Origin of the sequence: Ochrobactrum sp. S1502_03, from assembly GCF_044435015.1 — a bacterium.
GTDB lineage: Bacteria > Pseudomonadota > Alphaproteobacteria > Rhizobiales > Rhizobiaceae > Brucella > Brucella chromiisoli.
On the sequence record NZ_JAYEXN010000038.1, the window covers coordinates 1 to 16,854 of the forward strand.

Genomic DNA, 16,854 nt, shown 5'->3' on the forward strand with positions numbered 1-16,854 from the left:
CCGATTGAAATCGAAGGTCATGTTACCCTTTAAATAAGGGGTCCCGTTTGGATGCCGATAACCCCTCAAATGGGGTCCTTATTCCATGCTTAATGACAAAGGGAATTCCGCGCAATCCGTTTATCAATGCCGGTGCAATTGTTATTGCCGATCTGTTGCTCAGCACGCATAAGCCCCGTGAAACCATTGGCGAGATCGTTCGTTTTGTTCAGTCAGCAGCAGACGATCATGACATCTATATTGATGAAAATGTAGCCAAGGCGGAAGACCTTACTGGCTTCAATAATGCTGCACTTGCCAATATGCTAAAGGCCAATAACAATCTCGATAATATACCGTCTCATGTGCTGGGTGTTTATCATCACCAATGTGCACTGGCGATGTCGTGTGAACAGCTCGTCCGTTCTGCGCTTTTCCTTTCCAGCTCCGGTCGAGACCCGATCAGCAAACACCGCATTGTCAGCGTCGAGCGTGCACGCCGCATAAATGCCCTTATGATGACCTGTGGCCATTATGACGGCTCTGGTGATTTCGCATTCCGGGTTGGCGTGCCGGCAAAAAGTGGCGTGGGTGGGGGGATTCTGGCGGTTGTGCCCGGTATCGCTTCAATATCTGTTTGGTCTCCGGGACTCAACCAACATGGCAATTCATTATTGGGAACGCGTGCTTTGGAAATCTTGTGCTGGGACATGAATTGGTCGGTGTTTGGCGGTGTTTAAACGATTGTGATGGCAAGCACCCGATCTCGCCATCAACGTTCCGGACGATTATGTTGTGCGCGATATGCACTGACGCTTAGGTGAAAGTCATGCAGCGAAGGCGAACAACGGCGGCTTTCCCCTGTCTGAGCGTCCTGGCGCAGCAGATCGCCTGTTCACTTTGGTGTCCGAAGGATGTGGCCCATCCGCTCGCGTATAAATCGCTGGTCCAGTTCGAGATGATGAACCGAAAATTAGTGCCAAAAGCTCTTCACTAAACAGGGGCAAGCCCACAGAAATGCTCTGCACTTTTGCTGAAAATATTGCATATAAAAACAGCCGCCCTTGCGAGGCGGCTGTCATTCTGAAAATTCAAATTGCTATCATCGGTACGGCGAATAGCACTGCTGGCGAGGCCCATTATATGGCTGGAACGTGTTGTCCGAAGCGCGATAGGACTTATAGCGATTATAGCACCACTGAACATGGTTGTTGCTGTAACGATATACCGGCTGCGGTGCCGGCTGGTTCGCAATTGCGCCGCCAATGATTGCACCAGCGCCGAACGCTGCCAGCGGATACCACCAGCCATCATTGTGACGGCGGTAGCCGTTACGATAATGGTTATAGCCACGATGGCCGTTCCAATAACCCGGACGCGGGCGATGATTGTCATTCCAGCCGGGACGTGGGCCAGGACGGTGACCATTCCAGCCCGGACGTGGACCGGGGCGGTGGCTATTCCAGTTGCCGTTACCGTGGCGCCGCCAGCGATCATCCCGAACATTGGCAATGTTATCGCTACTGGCGATTTGTGCAGTGGGCAGGACCGGCGATGCGGAAACAGGAGCAATCGCCCCCACTAAAAATGTTGCGCCAATCAAGCCGACCATCATTTTTTTCAGTGAATTAATCATATTCTTCTCCACTTCAACTGCAAACATCATGATTGATGGTTGATGAACCTGCGCTGAATAGTAGGGATAAATATATAGCGGCCCAAAGGCCTGACAAGGAACCGCGAGAAATCTGCGCAAACCTTTTTGTGTAGATCTGCATAAGACGTTTTGATTGCAACAGGCTGTTGAGGCAGAGGCATTTTGACATCTGGCAGTATACCTACAAAAACGTCATATGCTGCGATCATGAAAGAAAGCTCTGCATCCCCCCTTCCCGAAAAATCCGGCGACGGATACCGCCCAACGCATTTTCTGCCCATATCGTCAAACGATCAGCCTGTCGATTGGCTGATCACTGACGGTTTAACGGATTACGAAGAAGCGCTCGCCTTTATGGAAGCGCGTGTCGCAGCCATTCGCGAAGGGACAGCAAATGAGCTGATCTGGCTTGTTGAACACCCTTCACTCTATACCGCAGGCACCAGCGCAAATTCCGAGGACCTGCTGACACCGGATCGCTTTCCAGTGTTCAACACCGGGCGCGGTGGCGAATATACTTATCACGGTCCCGGCCAACGGGTGGCCTATGTCATGCTCGATCTGAAGCGTCGCCGCGAAGATGTGCGCGCATTTGTGACGGCGCTAGAGCAATGGATCGTCGAAACACTTGCACAATTCAATATCAAAGGCGAACGGCGCGCAGATCGCGTTGGCGTCTGGGTTGTTCGCCCGGAAAAGCCCCTGCTTGCCACTGGTGGCATGTGCGAAGACAAGATTGCCGCGATCGGCATCCGCCTGCGCCGCTGGGTGAGCTTCCACGGCATTGCCATCAATGTCGAGCCGGAGCTCGAACATTTCGGCGGCATCGTACCGTGCGGGATTGCTGATTACGGCGTGACAAGCCTCGTCGATCTGGGGCTACCGGTGACGATGGGCGATGTCGATGTGGCATTGGGCAAAGCTTTCGAAAGCGTCTTTGGCCCTCGTCAGACCAAATAATCAGACGCTCTTCACGCGCCGCTCGCGCATAAACACATAGAAACCTGATCCCACGATAATTGCGATTCCGAACCATTTGGAGGGCGTTGGGAAATCGCCGAAGACAATCAAACCGACCAGAACCGCATTGACGATCTCCAGATACTGGAACGGCGCGAGCATCGACGCCGGTGCAAGCTTGAATGCCTGCACCACCAGAAGGTGACTGACAGTGCCGATTGTACCCAGCAAAAGCAGAAGCAGCCAGGGCTGTAGACTATGCGGCAACGAAAAACCTAAGTCTTGCACGCCCATAGCCGTGCCGAAAACCATAAACAGCCCCGCAATCAGCGATCCACCGATACCGGCGTAAAACTGCATCACGACCGGGCCTTCTTTCGCACCATATTTCCGGTTCAGGATCAGATAGATCGCAAAAGTTACAGCCGTTGCGAGAGGCAACAAGGATACTGCGCCGAAAATCTCGAAGCTTGGCTGAATAACGATCATCGTCCCGATCAGGCCGATACCAACAGCGCTGAAACGACGCCAGCCGACTTTCTCCTTGAGAAATACCGCTGAAAGCAGCGTCAGGATCAACGGCTCGGCAAAAAACACCGCCATGGCATCCGCCAGAGGCATATATTTGACGGCAGTGAAGAAACACGTTCCGCCAAAGCCCATCAGTGCGCCGCGCACAAGATTGCCGACAAGATGCGTGGTCCGCAGCGCTGCGATCCCGCCCATCACAACAAGGATCAGGAACATTAGCCAGGATTGAATGAAAAAGCGCATAAAGGTGACGGTCGCCGGCGGCATATTATCCATCATCGCAAGCCATTTGCCGATGGCATCCATAAGCGGCAACAGCAATACCGAGAGCACCATGATCGCCATGCCCTTTACATGCGCTTCTAAGCCGCCTGCCGCCCTGCCCTGCATCTCGCTACTCGCAATTTTCTCAACTCCATTGCGCTTACGCGAATGCCATGCCCGTTTCCATCCTAATTCGATTACGAAAAGCGCCCGGTTTGACTTTCGCCACGTTTCTGGTGCAAATCTGTTGCGCTGCGAGCAAAATCATTTGATAACTCCGGGCAAAAGCGGAACGTAAGGCGAACTTTGTTCGCATTGCGGGTATTCTCATGGCATTATCATTGTGATTCGCAGACAACTTATTTCGTGCCGTTCAGTGGGGACGGTTCTTTCGGTTTCAGACAGAAAGCTTTTCGGACAAAGATGGACGACAGCAACGATCTCTTTTCCAGAGTAGTCAACAATGCCCGTGAACGGCAGATGGAGCAGCAGCCCAAAAAGGCGCCTGCATCGACGCCTGTTGCGCCAACGGCGACGCCATCATCTGCACCGAAGCCAGCACCTGCTGCAACCAAAGCTCCACCTGTTTCATCAGGCGGCGATGATTATAACGCCTCCTCCATTCGCGTTCTCGAAGGCCTTGAGCCGGTTCGTCTGCGCCCCGGCATGTATATTGGCGGCACCGACGAAAAAGCCCTGCATCACCTCTTCGCAGAAGTCATCGATAACTCGATGGACGAAGCCGTTGCAGGCCATGCCAATTTCATCGAAGTCAGTCTTGATGCCGAAGGCTTCCTGACTGTGAGCGATAATGGACGCGGCATTCCAGTGGACGAGCATCCACAGGTGCCGGGAAAATCGACGCTTGAAGTGATCATGACCAAGCTGCACGCAGGCGGCAAGTTTGACGGCAAGGCCTATGAAACCTCCGGCGGTCTGCATGGTGTCGGTGTCTCAGTGGTTAATGCGCTTTCCGATGTTCTGGAAGTTGAAGTCGCCCGCAATCGCCGTCTTTATCGCCAGCGCTTCTCGCGCGGCATTCCACAAGGCGGCCTTGAAGATGTCGGCGAAGTGCATAATCGTCGTGGCACGCGCGTCCGCTTTCATCCCGACCCGGATATTTTCGGAAAGGCTGCACATTTCGATCCGCACCGGCTTTACCGCATGGCGCGCTCGAAAGCCTATCTGTTTGGCGGTGTTGAAATCCGCTGGAACTGCGATCCATCTCTTCTTGATCCAAAAAAAGAAACACCCGAAAAGGCTGTTTTCCACTTTCCCGGCGGCCTGAAAGATTATCTCGCAGCCTCACTGGGTAAAGAGCATCAGGTGACGCGCGAGATTTTCTCGGGCCGCACCGAAAAGCAGGGCGGGCATGGCGCCGTTGAATGGGCTGTGTCCTGGTATGGCGGCGATGGTTTTGTCAATTCCTACTGTAATACGATCCCAACCGGCGATGGCGGCACGCATGAAGCAGGCCTTCGCATTGCATTGACGCGCGGCCTTAAGGCTTATGCAGAACTGACTAACAACAAGCGCGCCTCAATCATCACAACGGATGACGTGATGACATCGGCTGCTGCCATGATGTCAGTTTTTATTCGCGAACCAGAATTTGTTGGCCAAACCAAAGACAAGCTTGCGACGGTTGAAGCGCAGCGCATTGTCGAAAATGTTATCCGCGACCCGTTTGACCACTGGCTGGCGGCTTCACCGCAGGAAGCTTCGCGCTTGCTCGACTGGGTTGTTGATCGCGCCGAAGAACGCCTGCGTCGCCGTCAGGAAAAGGAAACCGTCCGCAAGAGTGCGACACGAAAGCTGCGCCTTCCGGGCAAGCTTGCAGACTGTACGCAGAATGCGGCGGCAGGTGCAGAACTTTTCATCGTCGAAGGTGACTCGGCCGGCGGCTCCGCCAAGCAGGCACGCAATCGTTCCAATCAGGCGATCCTGCCACTGCGTGGCAAGATTCTCAATGTGGCCAGTGCTGGCCGTGAAAAACTGACAGCCAACCAGCAGATTGCCGACCTCGTACAGGCACTGGGAGCAGGTACGCGCAAAAATTATCGCGAAGACGATCTGCGCTATGATCGCGTGATCGTCATGACTGATGCTGACGTTGACGGCGCGCATATCGCATCGCTGCTCATCACGTTCTTCTATCAGGAAATGCCGGACCTCATCCGCAACGGCCATCTTTATCTGGCAGTCCCGCCACTTTATCGTTTGAGCCAAGGCGGCAAAGTCGCCTATGCGCGCGACGATGCGCACAAGGATGAACTGCTTCGCACGATGTTCACCGGGCGCGGTAAAATCGAAATCGGCCGTTTCAAAGGTCTTGGCGAAATGCGTGCCGATCAGCTGAAAGAAACGACCATGGACCCAAAGAAGCGCACGCTTCTGCGCGTTCATGTCGATGAAGATTACGTTGATGAAACGCGCAGCACTGTTGATGATCTGATGGGTACAAAGCCGGAAGCACGCTTCCGCTTCATTCAGGATCGCGCTGCATTTGTGGAAGAGCTTGATATTTAAGCTTTTCGCCAGCCAGATCACAAAAGATAAACGTCAGCGTGTTATGCACGCTGACGTTTTTTCTATATGTTTCAGCTTTTCACATCGATGCCGAGCTTGGTTTGAATGTCATCGATCGACTCTTTAACGAAGAATGTCAGATCAGTGCTCAGCGTCACAATACGCGTTCCGGTGCCATATGCATTGTAAGACAGGACGTGATTGAAGTTGACGGCAACACGCTCGCCACTGACATCCGTAAGCATAATCCACATAAGCCCCTCCTGCTGAAAAATGATTCCTTACAGAGGATAGGCGCATATGCCCAAATGACAATGAAACTTTACAAGACGATCCGCATACGGACTTTTTCAACCGTTCGGCCAAAGCACTCCGACCATTCTTCGCTGCGGTGATAGATCCTGAACCCTGCTTTTTCATAAAGCCCGATTGCTGGAAAATTATCGGCATGGGTGCCAATTTCGGCTTCCACAAAACCATCAAGAACAATCTGTGCCATCAGTGCGTCAAGCAGGGCGCCGCCCACTCCCTGACCGTGAAAGGCAGGGGCAATCCAAAGATCAGAAACATAGTTTGTTTTCGGGACGCGAGCGCCCCAGCCGCAAATCTCGCCGCTTCGCTCCGCCAACAGAACACCATCGGTATTTTCGCGCAAATCGCGAAGGAATTTGGACTGAAGTTCTGACCGTCTTTCATCCGTCAGAACAATCTCACGCGCTGCGGTTTGCCATGCGCGCACCGCAATTTCAGCCATCAAAACAAATTCGCCAGACATAGAGCGCTGTGCGTCCACTTGGACGCACAAAGGTCGCTCTAATTTTTTATATTCTGGCTTCGATCCTCTTGAAAATCGATCCCGATTTTCGGATCGAAGCCGGGCACGGCGAATAAGAGTTTCAGATTTTACCACCACTTCTTTGGCGTAAAGCGTCCCGCAGCCTGCTCGATTGCACTTGCTGCCTGGAACAATGTTTCTTCCTCAAACGGACGGCCAATCAGCTGAAGCCCAAGCGGCAGGCCCTGATCGTTGAGACCCGCAGGGACTGCGATGCCCGGCAGACCAGCCATGTTGAGCGTGATAGTGAAGATGTCGTTGAGATACATCTTGACCGGATCGTTTGCGAGTTCCTTATCGCCAATGCTGAATGCAGCAGAAGGCGTAACCGGCGTCAGGATTGCATGAACGCCGCTTGCAAAGACATTTTCAAAGTCTTTCTTGATCAGCGTGCGAACCTTCTGCGCGCGCAGATAATAAGCATCGTAATAGCCAGCTGACAGAACATAGGTACCAGTCAGAATGCGGCGCTTTACTTCCTTGCCAAAGCCAGCGGCGCGGCTCTGTTCGTACATGTCGGCAATATCCTTGCCCGGTACGCGCAGCCCGTAACGCACACCATCATAACGTGCGAGGTTAGACGAAGCCTCTGCAGGTGCCACAATATAATAGGCAGCAAGCGCATATTTGGTGTGCGGCAGCGATACATCAACGACTTCCGCACCCGCATCCTTGAGATACTGAACGCCCTGCTGCCAAAGCTTTTCGATTTCTTCTGGCATGCCATCCATACGATATTCTTTTGGAATACCGATTTTGAGACCTTTCAGCGATTTGCCGATCGCTGCTTCATAATCCGGCACAGGCAGATCAACAGATGTCGTATCTTTGAGATCAAGCGATGCCATGGATTTCAGCAGGATCGCAGCATCACGTACATCGCGAGCAATCGGACCAGCCTGATCAAGCGACGATGCATAAGCAACGACACCCCAACGCGAAACACGGCCATAAGTCGGCTTGATACCCACTGTGCCTGTGAAGGCTGCTGGCTGGCGGATCGAACCGCCGGTATCGGTCGCCGTAGCGCCTGCACAAAGATGTGCAGCAACAGCCGCCGCTGAACCACCCGAAGAGCCACCCGGCACCAGATCAACATCTGAGCCGTTTGCGCGCCAAGGGTTTTTCACAGGGCCATAATAGGAGCTTTCGTTGGACGAGCCCATGGCAAATTCGTCCATATTGAGCTTGCCCAGCATGACCGCGCCATCAGCCCAGAGATTGGCGGTGACGGTCGATTCGTATTCCGGCTTGAAACCATCAAGAATATGCGAGCAGGCCTGCGTGTGCACGCCTTTGGTCGCGAACAGGTCTTTCACACCAAGCGGAATACCTTCGAGAGCACCGGCCTTGCCTTCGGCAATGCGTGCATCCGATGCTTTTGCCATTTCGCGCGCCTTTTCAGGCGTCAAAGCGACATAGGCATTGAGCTTGTCATTGGCGGAATCAATAGCCGCAATATAGGCTTCTGTCAGTTCGGTCGCGGTGAAGGCTTTAGCCTTCAGCTTATCGCGCGCTTCGGCAATAGTCAGTGCGGTCAGTTCGCTCATCATCAAATCCTGTAAAGTCACGCCTCAGCAAGACGCTTTTCAAAAAAGGCGCTGTATTCGGAGTCAGGATAATCCAGAACCACTCCGCAACGCGCAAAACCCGAATTTTCATAAAGCCGCCAGGCCGGATCAAAGCCGGGGCCGGTACCCGTTTCAAGCACCAGCCGCGAAACACCCTTGGCTCTTGCCAGCTCGACAATTGCAGCGACAAGATGCGAGCCGATACGCTTGCCCCGGACTTCCGGGCGGGTGAACATGCGTTTGAGTTCTCCCACACCGTTATCGTGCATCTTCAGCGCACCACAGCCGACGGCCTTGCCATCTTCATCCCGTGCGACGAAAACCGTCGTATCCGGCTCAGCCATCTGTTCAACAGTCATCTTGAACTGGAACTCGAGAGGCGAAAGCGGCAGCATATGCGCGTTCAATGCTCTAACAAGATCACGCACATCATCCTGCAATGGGGTCTCGACGGAAACCCGAACAGCCATCGACTTACTCCACGACCTTTGGCACCACGAAGAAATTGTCTTCGGTCACAGGCGCGTTGGCAACAATGGCATTGGCGATATTGCCGTCCGTCACTGCATCTTCACGCAGACGCATCTTCATCGGCGTTACAGAAGTCATGGGTTCAACGCCCTCAATATCGACTTCGTTCAATTGCTCGACAAAGCCCAGAATTGCATTGAGTTCACCGGTCATGCGCTCGGCTTCGTCTTCATTGACGGCGATGCGCGCAAGATTCGCAACGCGCTTGACGGTGGAAATATCGACGGACATCCTGTTCTCCGCAAATTTATAATTTAGGGCAGCGAACCGCCACCCTGAAAAGGTTCTTTTACCGGCTATAGCGGTGCAGGTTGGGAAGCGCAACATTTCTTGCGCTTCCATCCGCAGTTAGAACGTGTGGACAGTGCCGGCGTCAGCGACAAGCACCTTCGTTTCTTTATAGTCAGACATTGCCGCAACAAACTTGTCTGCGGTCTTTTCAATGAATGGGAACGAGGCGTAATGGCATGGCAGAACGGTTTTGAAATTGAAATAGCGCTGGCACGCAAGCGCTGCCACAGCACCACCCATCGTAAAACGATCTCCGATAGGCACAATGCCGATTTCTGGCTGGTGCAGTTCATTGATCAGCGCCATATCGGAGAAAATGTCCGTGTCACCCATATGGTAGAGTGTCGGCGCATCCTCAAAATGGAATACCAGACCGTTCGGATTACCCATTGATTGCGTGATGCCATCTTCAGTCATCATGGCGGAAGAATGCAGCGCATTCACAAACGTTACGCTGAACCCCTCGCGAACAATGGTTCCCCCTGTATTACCCATGCTGAATTTTTCCAAACCTTGGCGGCCAAGCCAACCGGTAATTTCGGGGTTCGCAATCACAGTCGCACCGGTTTCTTTGGCAATCTCAACAGTGTCACCAATATGATCGCCATGACCGTGGGTGAGCGCGATATGCGTGACGCCCTTGGTCGCTTCTTTGAAATCAATGCCTTTAGCGCCTGGGTTTCCATGAATGAACGGGTCGATCAGAATGACCGCCTTATCTGTCTCAACGCGAAAGGCAGCGTGGCCCAACCAGGTGATTTTCATTGTGTTTCTCCTTGCGGCTCGATTTTCAGTTTCAAAACAGATATTACGGCTCAATTCCATCAGGCAATATGAAGCCTGATCAAAATACTATGAGGACCTATGGCCGTCGTTGAGATCGAAGACATTTTGGAAATTCTGCAACCCGGCCAGACAATTGCCGGGCTTGATCTTGGCACCAAAACGATTGGCCTTGCTGTTTCCGATCTTGGCTTGTCATTCTCCCATCCCCGCCCCGTTATAAAACGCACAAAGTTCACAATCGATGCACAGGTGCTGTTAAAAGCGCTCGAAGCAGACAAAGTCGGCGTCATTATTATTGGCCTGCCGATGAATATGGATGGCTCAGCCGGGCCCCGCGTTCAGGCAACCCGCGCCTTTGTGCGCACCATGCAGCCGCTGACCGATCTGCCCTTCGTGTTCTGGGACGAGCGCCTGTCGACGGTCGCCGCTGAACGCGTGTTAATCGGTATGGATGTCTCTCGCGGGAAACGGGCCGAACGCATCGATTCGGCCGCGGCTTCCTTCATTCTGCAAGGCGCGCTTGATCGTCTGCACCTGCTTCGCTCATCGCCTTATGATGATGACGATCACGACGCCGGATAAAGCTGATCAAGGATCCGATTGGCGTCGTGGCGCGCATCCAGCATGCCATAGGTTGAGCGCCATTGTCCGCCCAGACGGGTTTCAATAAAGGCGTCTGCAATATCATCAGCCCCGAGATTTCGCAGTTCGGCTGCAGCTGCGGCATAGGCAAGCTGCTCTGTCAGAAGACGCGCAACACCCTGATCGGATTCGGTCAATTGCAAAGCAGCCTGAAGCACATCAATGGTACCCTGCCCGCGCACGCCAAGCTTTTCGCTAATCCAGTCCAGCACTTCATCAAATAAAGATGGGGCACGCGACAGCACGCGCGCCACATCAAGCGCCATGACATTGCCCGAGCCTTCCCATATTGCGTTGACTGGGGCCTCGCGATAGGCGCGCGCAAGATTGCCATCCTCAATATAGCCATTGCCGCCGAGGCACTCCATCGCTTCGTAAAGCAGTGACGGGGCAATCTTGCAGACCCAATATTTAACAACCGGTGTCATGCAGCGTGCAAAAGCCGCTTCCGCACGGTCCGTTGCAGCCATATCGAATGCGCGCGCAAGGCGCATGGAAAGTGCTGTCGCACCTGCAACATCCAGCGCCATATCAGCAAGAACCCGGCTCATCAGCGGCTGTTCGATCAGAGGCTTATCGAAAACAATGCGATGGCGGGCATGGTGAATAGCCTCCGCCAACCCCGAACGCATCAGACCGGCAGAGGCAACCGCACAATCCAGCCGCGTCAGCGTCACCATATCCATAATGGTTTTAACGCCTTCGCCGGGATTACCGACCAGATGACCGATAGCGCCATCAAATTCGACTTCTGCCGAAGCATTGGACTTATTGCCGAGCTTGTCTTTGAGACGCTGGAAGAAAAAGCCGTTGCCAGCCGCCCCATTGGTCAATCGCGGCAGCAGGAAGCATGAAAGCCCCTCCTCCGCCTGCGCAAGCACCAAAAATGCATCGGACATGGGCGCGGACATAAACCACTTATGTCCGCTCAATGTATAAGTGCCATCCTCATTGCGTTCGGCGCGGGTCGTGTTGGCGCGAACATCGGTACCGCCCTGCTTTTCGGTCATGCCCATGCCAAGCGTGATACCCTGCTTGTTGAATGCAGGCTTTTGCGAGGAATCATATTTGCGCGACAAAATCTGCGGCGACCATAGCTTGTAAAGATCAGGCGAAGCCATGACAGCCGCAAGCGACGCATTGGTCATCGTCAGCGGACAAAGATGCCCGGCTTCAAGCTGAGCAGTCAGAAAGAAACGGGCAGCGCGCGCCTGATGGCGGCGTCCGGCTTCTGCAGGATTGGCCTCCCAGATCGAGCAATGCAGGCCCTGCGCAATCGAACGACGCATCAGCGCATGATAGGCCGGATGATATTCCACCAGATCAATGCGACGCCCCTGACGGTCATGACTGCGCAGCTTTGGCAGTTCCGTATTGGCAAGACGCGCAAGATCCTGCGCTTCTGCCGACATGACAAAACGACCGTTGCTCTCCAGATCGGAATGCAGTTCTTTTGGGAAACGTGCTGCAATCTGCATGAGAAGCGGATCGCCCAGATATGCATTCGTGCCCGTCATAAACGGGGTCTGGTTGGTAACTTCATGCGTTTTCACAGGCTGATCCGTTTGGTTTGTTCAATTCAATGATCTCAATACAAGCATTTTAATGCCTGCTGATTTAACATTCTATGCTTTCTTGCGTTCCAATTTCCTAACATTTTCGCACACACATGCAATTTCTGCGCAAAACAACACAGGTTTTTCTTTGTGAATCGGCCAAAGCCATTATAAGGGCGGTTACTGTCCAGCTTTCGCGGCTCTAAACGCCGGTTCTAAACGCCGGTTCTAAACGGATGACTTGCCATGACCCAACAACCGGCCTCTCCGATTTTTCCTCATCGCCATCTGCTTGGCATCAAGGGGCTATCGCCCCTGGACATTAATTGTCTTCTTGACCTTGCAGATCAGGAAGTGGCTGTTTCCCGACAGTCCGAGAAGAAAAAATCCGTGCTGCGTGGTCGCACCCAGATCAACCTGTTCTTTGAAGCATCGACGCGAACGCAATCATCGTTCGAACTCGCCGGAAAACGGCTGGGCGCAGACGTGATGAACATGTCGGTCGGCAATTCGTCGGTCAAGAAGGGCGAAACGCTCATCGACACAGCCATGACGCTGAACGCCATGCAGCCGGATATTCTGGTCATACGCCATGCATCTGCGGGTGCAGCCGCACTTCTTGCGCAAAAAGTCGGCTGTGCTGTGGTCAATGCAGGCGATGGCGCGCACGAGCACCCGACACAGGCACTGCTTGATGCGCTGACAATCCGCCGTGCCAAGGGTGACATTGGCAATCTTATCGTTGCCATTTGCGGTGACGTACTGCATTCGCGCGTTGCGCGCTCAAACATCCTGCTGCTCAATGCGCTTGGCGCACGCGTCCGCGTTGTTGCCCCGTCAACCCTGCTGCCTGCTGGCATCGCTGACATGAGTGTTGAAGTTTACAACACGATGGAAGAGGGTCTCAAAGACGCCGATGTCGTGATGATGTTGCGTCTGCAACGCGAACGTATGGCGGGTTCATTCGTGCCTTCAGTGCGCGAATATTTCCACTTTTATGGCCTCGATAATGAAAAGCTCAAATATGCCAAGCCTGACGCTCTGGTTATGCATCCCGGTCCGATGAACCGCGGCGTCGAGATTGCATCCGATGTGGCAGATGGACCGCAGAGCATGATCCAGCAACAGGTTGAAATGGGCGTGGCTGTGCGCATGGCAGTGATGGAAGCTCTGCTTGATCCGCGTCGCGCAGAAACCGCAGGAGAACGCGCATGAGTGCGATCCTTTTTGAAAATGCCCGCATTGTTGATCCATCGCGCGGGCTGGATGAACACGGCAGCTTGCTCATTCAAGATGGCAAGATCACCGCAAGTGGTGCTGATGCCCGCAATCAGGGCGCACCGGAAGGTGCGGAGGTCGTCGATCTGAACGGCATGGCAATCCTGCCCGGCCTGGTCGATTCGCGCGTCTTTATCGGCGAACCGGGCGCTGAACATCGCGAAACGATTGCTTCTGCCAGCCGTGCCGCCGCAGCGGGTGGTGTAACCTCCATCATCATGATGCCGGATACCGATCCGGTGATCGATGATGTAGCGCTGGTCGAGTTCGTCAAGCGCACGGCGCGCGATACCGCGATCGTCAATGTGCATCCGGCAGCCGCCATCACCAAAGGCTTGCATGGCGAGGAAATGACGGAAATCGGCCTGCTGCGTGATGCCGGTGCGGTTGCCTTCACGGAAGGCCGCAACACGCTTATCAATACACAATTGATGCGCCGCGCTCTGACCTATGCGCGCGATTTTGATGCGGTGATTGCCTGCGAAACCCGTGACCCCTATCTCGGCGCCAATGGCGTGATGAATGAAGGCCTTTTTGCAAGCTGGCTCGGCCTTTCGGGTAGCCCACGCGAAGCAGAAGTCATCCCGCTGGAGCGTGACCTGCGTTTGGCCGCTCTCACCCGCAGCAAATATCACGCAGCCCAGCTCTCCTGCGCCATGTCTGCGGATGCGCTTCGTCGTGCGAAAGACCTTGGCACCAAGGTAACAGCCGGTGTTTCAATCAATCACCTGTCGCTGAATGAAAACGACATTGGTGAGTTCCGCACCTTCTTCCGTCTGTCACCGCCTCTGCGCAGCGAAGAAGATCGTCTGGCGATGGTTGAAGCAGTCAAAAATGGCACAATCGACATTGTCGTTTCGGCACATGATCCGCAGGACGTTGACACCAAACGCCTGCCTTTTGCCGATGCTGAAGCTGGCGCGATTGGTCTGGAAACACTACTGGCGGCGGCGCTTCGCCTGCACCACAACGACAGCATTCCGCTGCTGCGTCTGGTAGAAGTGCTCTCAACCGCTCCTGCACGTATTTTCGGGCTGGATGCCGGCACATTGATGCCCGGCGCAAAAGCCGATCTTGCAATCGTCGATCTTGACGAACCATGGGTGGTTCGCGAAGAAGACCTGCATTCGCGCTCGAAGAACAGCTGCTTTGAAGGTGCCCGCTTCCAGGGACGCGTGAACCGCACTATAGTCGGCGGCAAAACAGTTTATTCAGTTTAAAAATTTCAGATCAGCCGTCTTGATTTCAGGCGGCTTTTCTTCTCAACTGGTTTTAATAAAGTGCATATGGGGAACTTCATGACCGAAACAGGTCTGTTCAGTCTGGTGTCGCTGGGGACACTGATTTTCGGTTACATTCTCGGCTCCATTCCTTTCGGGCTTGTTCTGACCCGGCTTGCGGGTCTGGGCGATGTGCGTGCAATCGGGTCCGGCAATATTGGTGCAACCAATGTTTTGCGCACCGGCAACAAAAAGCTCGCAGCCGCAACACTCATTCTTGATGCGCTCAAAGGCACCGTTGCGGTGCTGATCGCATGGCGGTTTGGCGAAGCGGCTGCAATTGCCGCGGGTTTTGGTGCCTTCATCGGCCATCTTTTCCCGGTGTGGATTGGTTTTAAGGGCGGCAAAGGTGTCGCAACCTATCTCGGCATTCTGATCGGTCTCGCATGGCCCAGCGCACTGGTTTTTATCGCGGCATGGATCATCACCGCCCTTCTCACCCGCTATTCTTCGCTGTCAGCACTGGTGGCAAGTCTTATTGTTCCGATTGTGCTTTATATGCGTGGTGATCCGGCAATTGCCGGCTTGTTTGCCGTCATGACATTGATCATCTTTATCAAGCATCACACCAACATCTCGCGGCTTTTAAGCGGCACCGAGAGCAAGATCGGCAAAAAGGGATGACAGAAAGCGCGAATTCGAAAAATGGAATTCGCCTCTCAGATCGGCAGCGGCTCAACTGGCTGCGTCTTATCCGCACTGACAATATCGGATCGGTGACGTTCCGTGATCTGATTTTGTTTTGCGGATCAGCCGCCAACGCGATTGAACGGCTGCCAAGCCTCAACATTCGTGGCGGCGGCTCGCGAACTATACGCGTCACACCGCTCGAAGATGCCGAGCGTGAGCTTGAAGCCATTGAGCGCATCGGCGCGCGTCTTGTTGGCATGGGCGAACCCGACTATCCGCAACAATTGAAAAACTGCGAAGCGCCTCCTCCGCTGGTCATCATCAAGGGTGATGTCAATGTGTTTCGCAAACCGCCCATAGCGATCGTTGGCTCACGCAATGCGTCAGTCGTCGGCGCACGTTTTACCGAAAAAATTGCACGTGATCTGGGTGATGCAGGTTTCGCTATTGTCTCCGGCCTTGCACGCGGCATTGATGCCGCAGCGCATAAGGCAAGCATGCAAAGCGGAACGGTGGCTGTGCTGGCTGGCGGCCTTGATAAGCCCTATCCACCCGAAAACCTGCCGATTTATCGTGCCATTCCTGAACATAGCGGCGCGCTGATCACCGAAATGCCGATGGGGGCTGAACCACGCTCGCGTGATTTCCCGCGCCGTAACCGCATTATTGCAGGCCTTTCACTCGGTCTCATCGTGGTTGAAGCAGCGGAGCGTTCGGGTTCGCTCATCAGTGCCCGTATGGCTGGTGAAATGGGCCGCACAGTCTTTGCCGTGCCCGGCTCACCGCTTGATCCGCGTGCACGCGGCACCAATGCGCTTTTGAAGCAAGGGGCAACACTGGTAACGCATGCCGATGATGTCATTGAAGCCCTTGCTCCGCTGACAGGCGGCGAAACTATGCGCAACAAGACGGATCAACCTGATCTTCTCAAACAGTTTGAGGAACCACCAGAGCACCGTCAGGCAGCAACCACGGATGAAGAGCGAGACATTCTTATGAATGCGCTCGGACCGGTCCCTGTCGATATTGACACGCTTGTCAGACACACGGGCCTGGAATCGGGCAATGTACAATTCATTCTGCTGGAACTCGATCTTGCCGGGAGGCTATTACGGTATCCCGGCAATCAGGTGGCGCTTATGCCTCAATAAAAATAAACGGATAATTATTGAGCATTCTCGCAAAGGCGGCGCTCGTCCCGCGCTTCCTGCAATGCCATATCCATCATATATGCCAGCATATGCTGATTATTTTTTTTGGCCATAATGATCAGTTCTTCAAGCATCTGTTCAATATACATGATTATCTCCCCGCGCGTTGCTATCCGTTGAACCATTCTTGCCCCCAAGATCGTTCGGTTTCATGCTTATGAAAACCACCCTTCTGGCGCTTGCCCGTTGGATATACCCCAACGCAATACTACCATTTGGTTTATAATTAACAAAAGCAATTTTAAGTTGTATTTATCGATTTTTCGCTCGTCGCTCTTGACCAAACGCAAACCGCTGTTCATGTGAAAGGCAAATATTTGAAC

At 53.7% G+C, this 16,854-nt stretch carries 17 protein-coding genes and 1 pseudogene; 8 read left to right on the forward strand and 10 right to left on the reverse strand.

Annotated features, from left to right (window positions below; genetic code table 11):
• Positions 1 to 101: 101 nt before the first annotated feature.
• Positions 102 to 719: pseudogene (glsA, locus tag VBH83_RS16745) on the forward strand (glutaminase A); the annotation flags it as partial.
• Positions 720 to 1,081: 362 nt separating this feature from the next.
• Here glsA and VBH83_RS16750 read toward each other — a convergent pair.
• Positions 1,082 to 1,615, reverse strand: coding sequence for a BA14K family protein (locus tag VBH83_RS16750; protein WP_265986618.1), 534 nt, complete (start codon positions 1,613 to 1,615; stop codon positions 1,082 to 1,084).
• Positions 1,616 to 1,843: 228 nt separating this feature from the next.
• Here VBH83_RS16750 and lipB point away from each other — a divergent pair, with 228 nt between their 5' ends.
• A complete protein-coding gene (gene lipB, locus VBH83_RS16755) occupies positions 1,844 to 2,596 on the forward strand; it encodes a lipoyl(octanoyl) transferase LipB (protein ID WP_265986619.1) in 753 nt (250 codons plus the stop codon).
• Here the strand turns inward: lipB and VBH83_RS16760 are convergent, their stop codons facing one another.
• Complete coding sequence (locus VBH83_RS16760; RefSeq protein WP_265986620.1) at positions 2,597 to 3,517, reverse strand: DMT family transporter; 921 nt, start codon at positions 3,515 to 3,517, stop codon at positions 2,597 to 2,599.
• Positions 3,518 to 3,814: 297 nt separating this feature from the next.
• On the opposite strand from VBH83_RS16760, the gene parE reads away from it, so the two are divergent.
• Entirely contained in the window at positions 3,815 to 5,920 is a 2,106-nt protein-coding gene (gene parE / locus VBH83_RS16765; RefSeq protein WP_265986621.1) for a DNA topoisomerase IV subunit B, read from the forward strand.
• Between the two features lie 71 nt (positions 5,921 to 5,991).
• On the opposite strand, the gene VBH83_RS16770 is transcribed toward parE, so the two are convergent.
• The 6 genes from VBH83_RS16770 to VBH83_RS16795 all read right to left on the reverse strand — a co-directional run bounded on the left by VBH83_RS16770 (position 5,992) and on the right by VBH83_RS16795 (position 9,913).
• Positions 5,992 to 6,174 carry a hypothetical protein gene (locus VBH83_RS16770; RefSeq protein WP_265986622.1) on the reverse strand — a complete coding sequence of 61 codons (183 nt, stop codon included), beginning with the start codon at positions 6,172 to 6,174 and terminating at the stop codon, positions 5,992 to 5,994.
• A 68-nt stretch (positions 6,175 to 6,242) separates the two neighbouring features.
• Positions 6,243 to 6,695 (reverse strand): GNAT family N-acetyltransferase, encoded by a 453-nt coding sequence (locus tag VBH83_RS16775; protein WP_396998722.1) that lies wholly within the window; start codon positions 6,693 to 6,695, stop codon positions 6,243 to 6,245.
• Between the two features lie 128 nt (positions 6,696 to 6,823).
• The gene (gene gatA, locus VBH83_RS16780) at positions 6,824 to 8,305 is read right to left on the reverse strand and encodes an Asp-tRNA(Asn)/Glu-tRNA(Gln) amidotransferase subunit GatA (protein WP_265986624.1); all 1,482 of its coding nucleotides are present in this window, start codon (positions 8,303 to 8,305) and stop codon (positions 6,824 to 6,826) included.
• A 17-nt stretch (positions 8,306 to 8,322) separates the two neighbouring features.
• A complete protein-coding gene (locus VBH83_RS16785; protein ID WP_265986625.1) occupies positions 8,323 to 8,796 on the reverse strand; it encodes a GNAT family N-acetyltransferase in 474 nt (157 codons plus the stop codon).
• A gap of 4 nt (positions 8,797 to 8,800) precedes the next feature.
• Positions 8,801 to 9,088 (reverse strand): Asp-tRNA(Asn)/Glu-tRNA(Gln) amidotransferase subunit GatC, encoded by a 288-nt coding sequence (gene gatC / locus VBH83_RS16790; protein ID WP_265986626.1) that lies wholly within the window; start codon positions 9,086 to 9,088, stop codon positions 8,801 to 8,803.
• 117 nt (positions 9,089 to 9,205) lie between these two features.
• Entirely contained in the window at positions 9,206 to 9,913 is a 708-nt protein-coding gene (locus VBH83_RS16795) for a metal-dependent hydrolase (protein ID WP_265986627.1), read from the reverse strand.
• A gap of 99 nt (positions 9,914 to 10,012) precedes the next feature.
• Between VBH83_RS16795 and ruvX the strand changes: the two genes are divergently transcribed.
• On the forward strand, positions 10,013 to 10,516 hold the full coding sequence (ruvX, locus tag VBH83_RS16800; protein ID WP_265986628.1) for a Holliday junction resolvase RuvX: 504 nt from the start codon (positions 10,013 to 10,015) through the stop codon (positions 10,514 to 10,516).
• Here the strand turns inward: ruvX and VBH83_RS16805 are convergent.
• Positions 10,501 to 12,129, reverse strand: a complete 1,629-nt coding sequence (locus VBH83_RS16805; RefSeq protein WP_265986629.1) for an acyl-CoA dehydrogenase family protein — start codon at positions 12,127 to 12,129, stop codon at positions 10,501 to 10,503. The genes ruvX and VBH83_RS16805 overlap by 16 nt on opposite strands.
• Before the next feature lie 249 nt (positions 12,130 to 12,378).
• On the opposite strand from VBH83_RS16805, the gene VBH83_RS16810 reads away from it, so the two are divergent.
• From VBH83_RS16810 to dprA, 4 genes are all read left to right on the forward strand, one after another.
• Entirely contained in the window at positions 12,379 to 13,347 is a 969-nt protein-coding gene (locus VBH83_RS16810) for an aspartate carbamoyltransferase catalytic subunit (RefSeq protein ID WP_265986630.1), read from the forward strand.
• Entirely contained in the window at positions 13,344 to 14,630 is a 1,287-nt protein-coding gene (locus tag VBH83_RS16815; RefSeq protein WP_265986631.1) for a dihydroorotase, read from the forward strand. Before VBH83_RS16810 ends, VBH83_RS16815 begins: the two co-directional genes overlap by 4 nt.
• Before the next feature lie 78 nt (positions 14,631 to 14,708).
• Entirely contained in the window at positions 14,709 to 15,314 is a 606-nt protein-coding gene (plsY, locus tag VBH83_RS16820) for a glycerol-3-phosphate 1-O-acyltransferase PlsY (RefSeq protein WP_265986632.1), read from the forward strand.
• Positions 15,311 to 16,471 (forward strand): DNA-processing protein DprA, encoded by a 1,161-nt coding sequence (gene dprA / locus VBH83_RS16825; protein ID WP_265986633.1) that lies wholly within the window; start codon positions 15,311 to 15,313, stop codon positions 16,469 to 16,471. The genes plsY and dprA overlap by 4 nt, the downstream gene beginning before the upstream one ends.
• Positions 16,472 to 16,485: 14 nt before the next feature.
• Here dprA and VBH83_RS16830 read toward each other — a convergent pair whose 3' ends face one another.
• Positions 16,486 to 16,620, reverse strand: coding sequence for a hypothetical protein (locus VBH83_RS16830; protein ID WP_265986634.1), 135 nt, complete (start codon positions 16,618 to 16,620; stop codon positions 16,486 to 16,488).
• Positions 16,621 to 16,854: the final 234 nt, after the last annotated feature.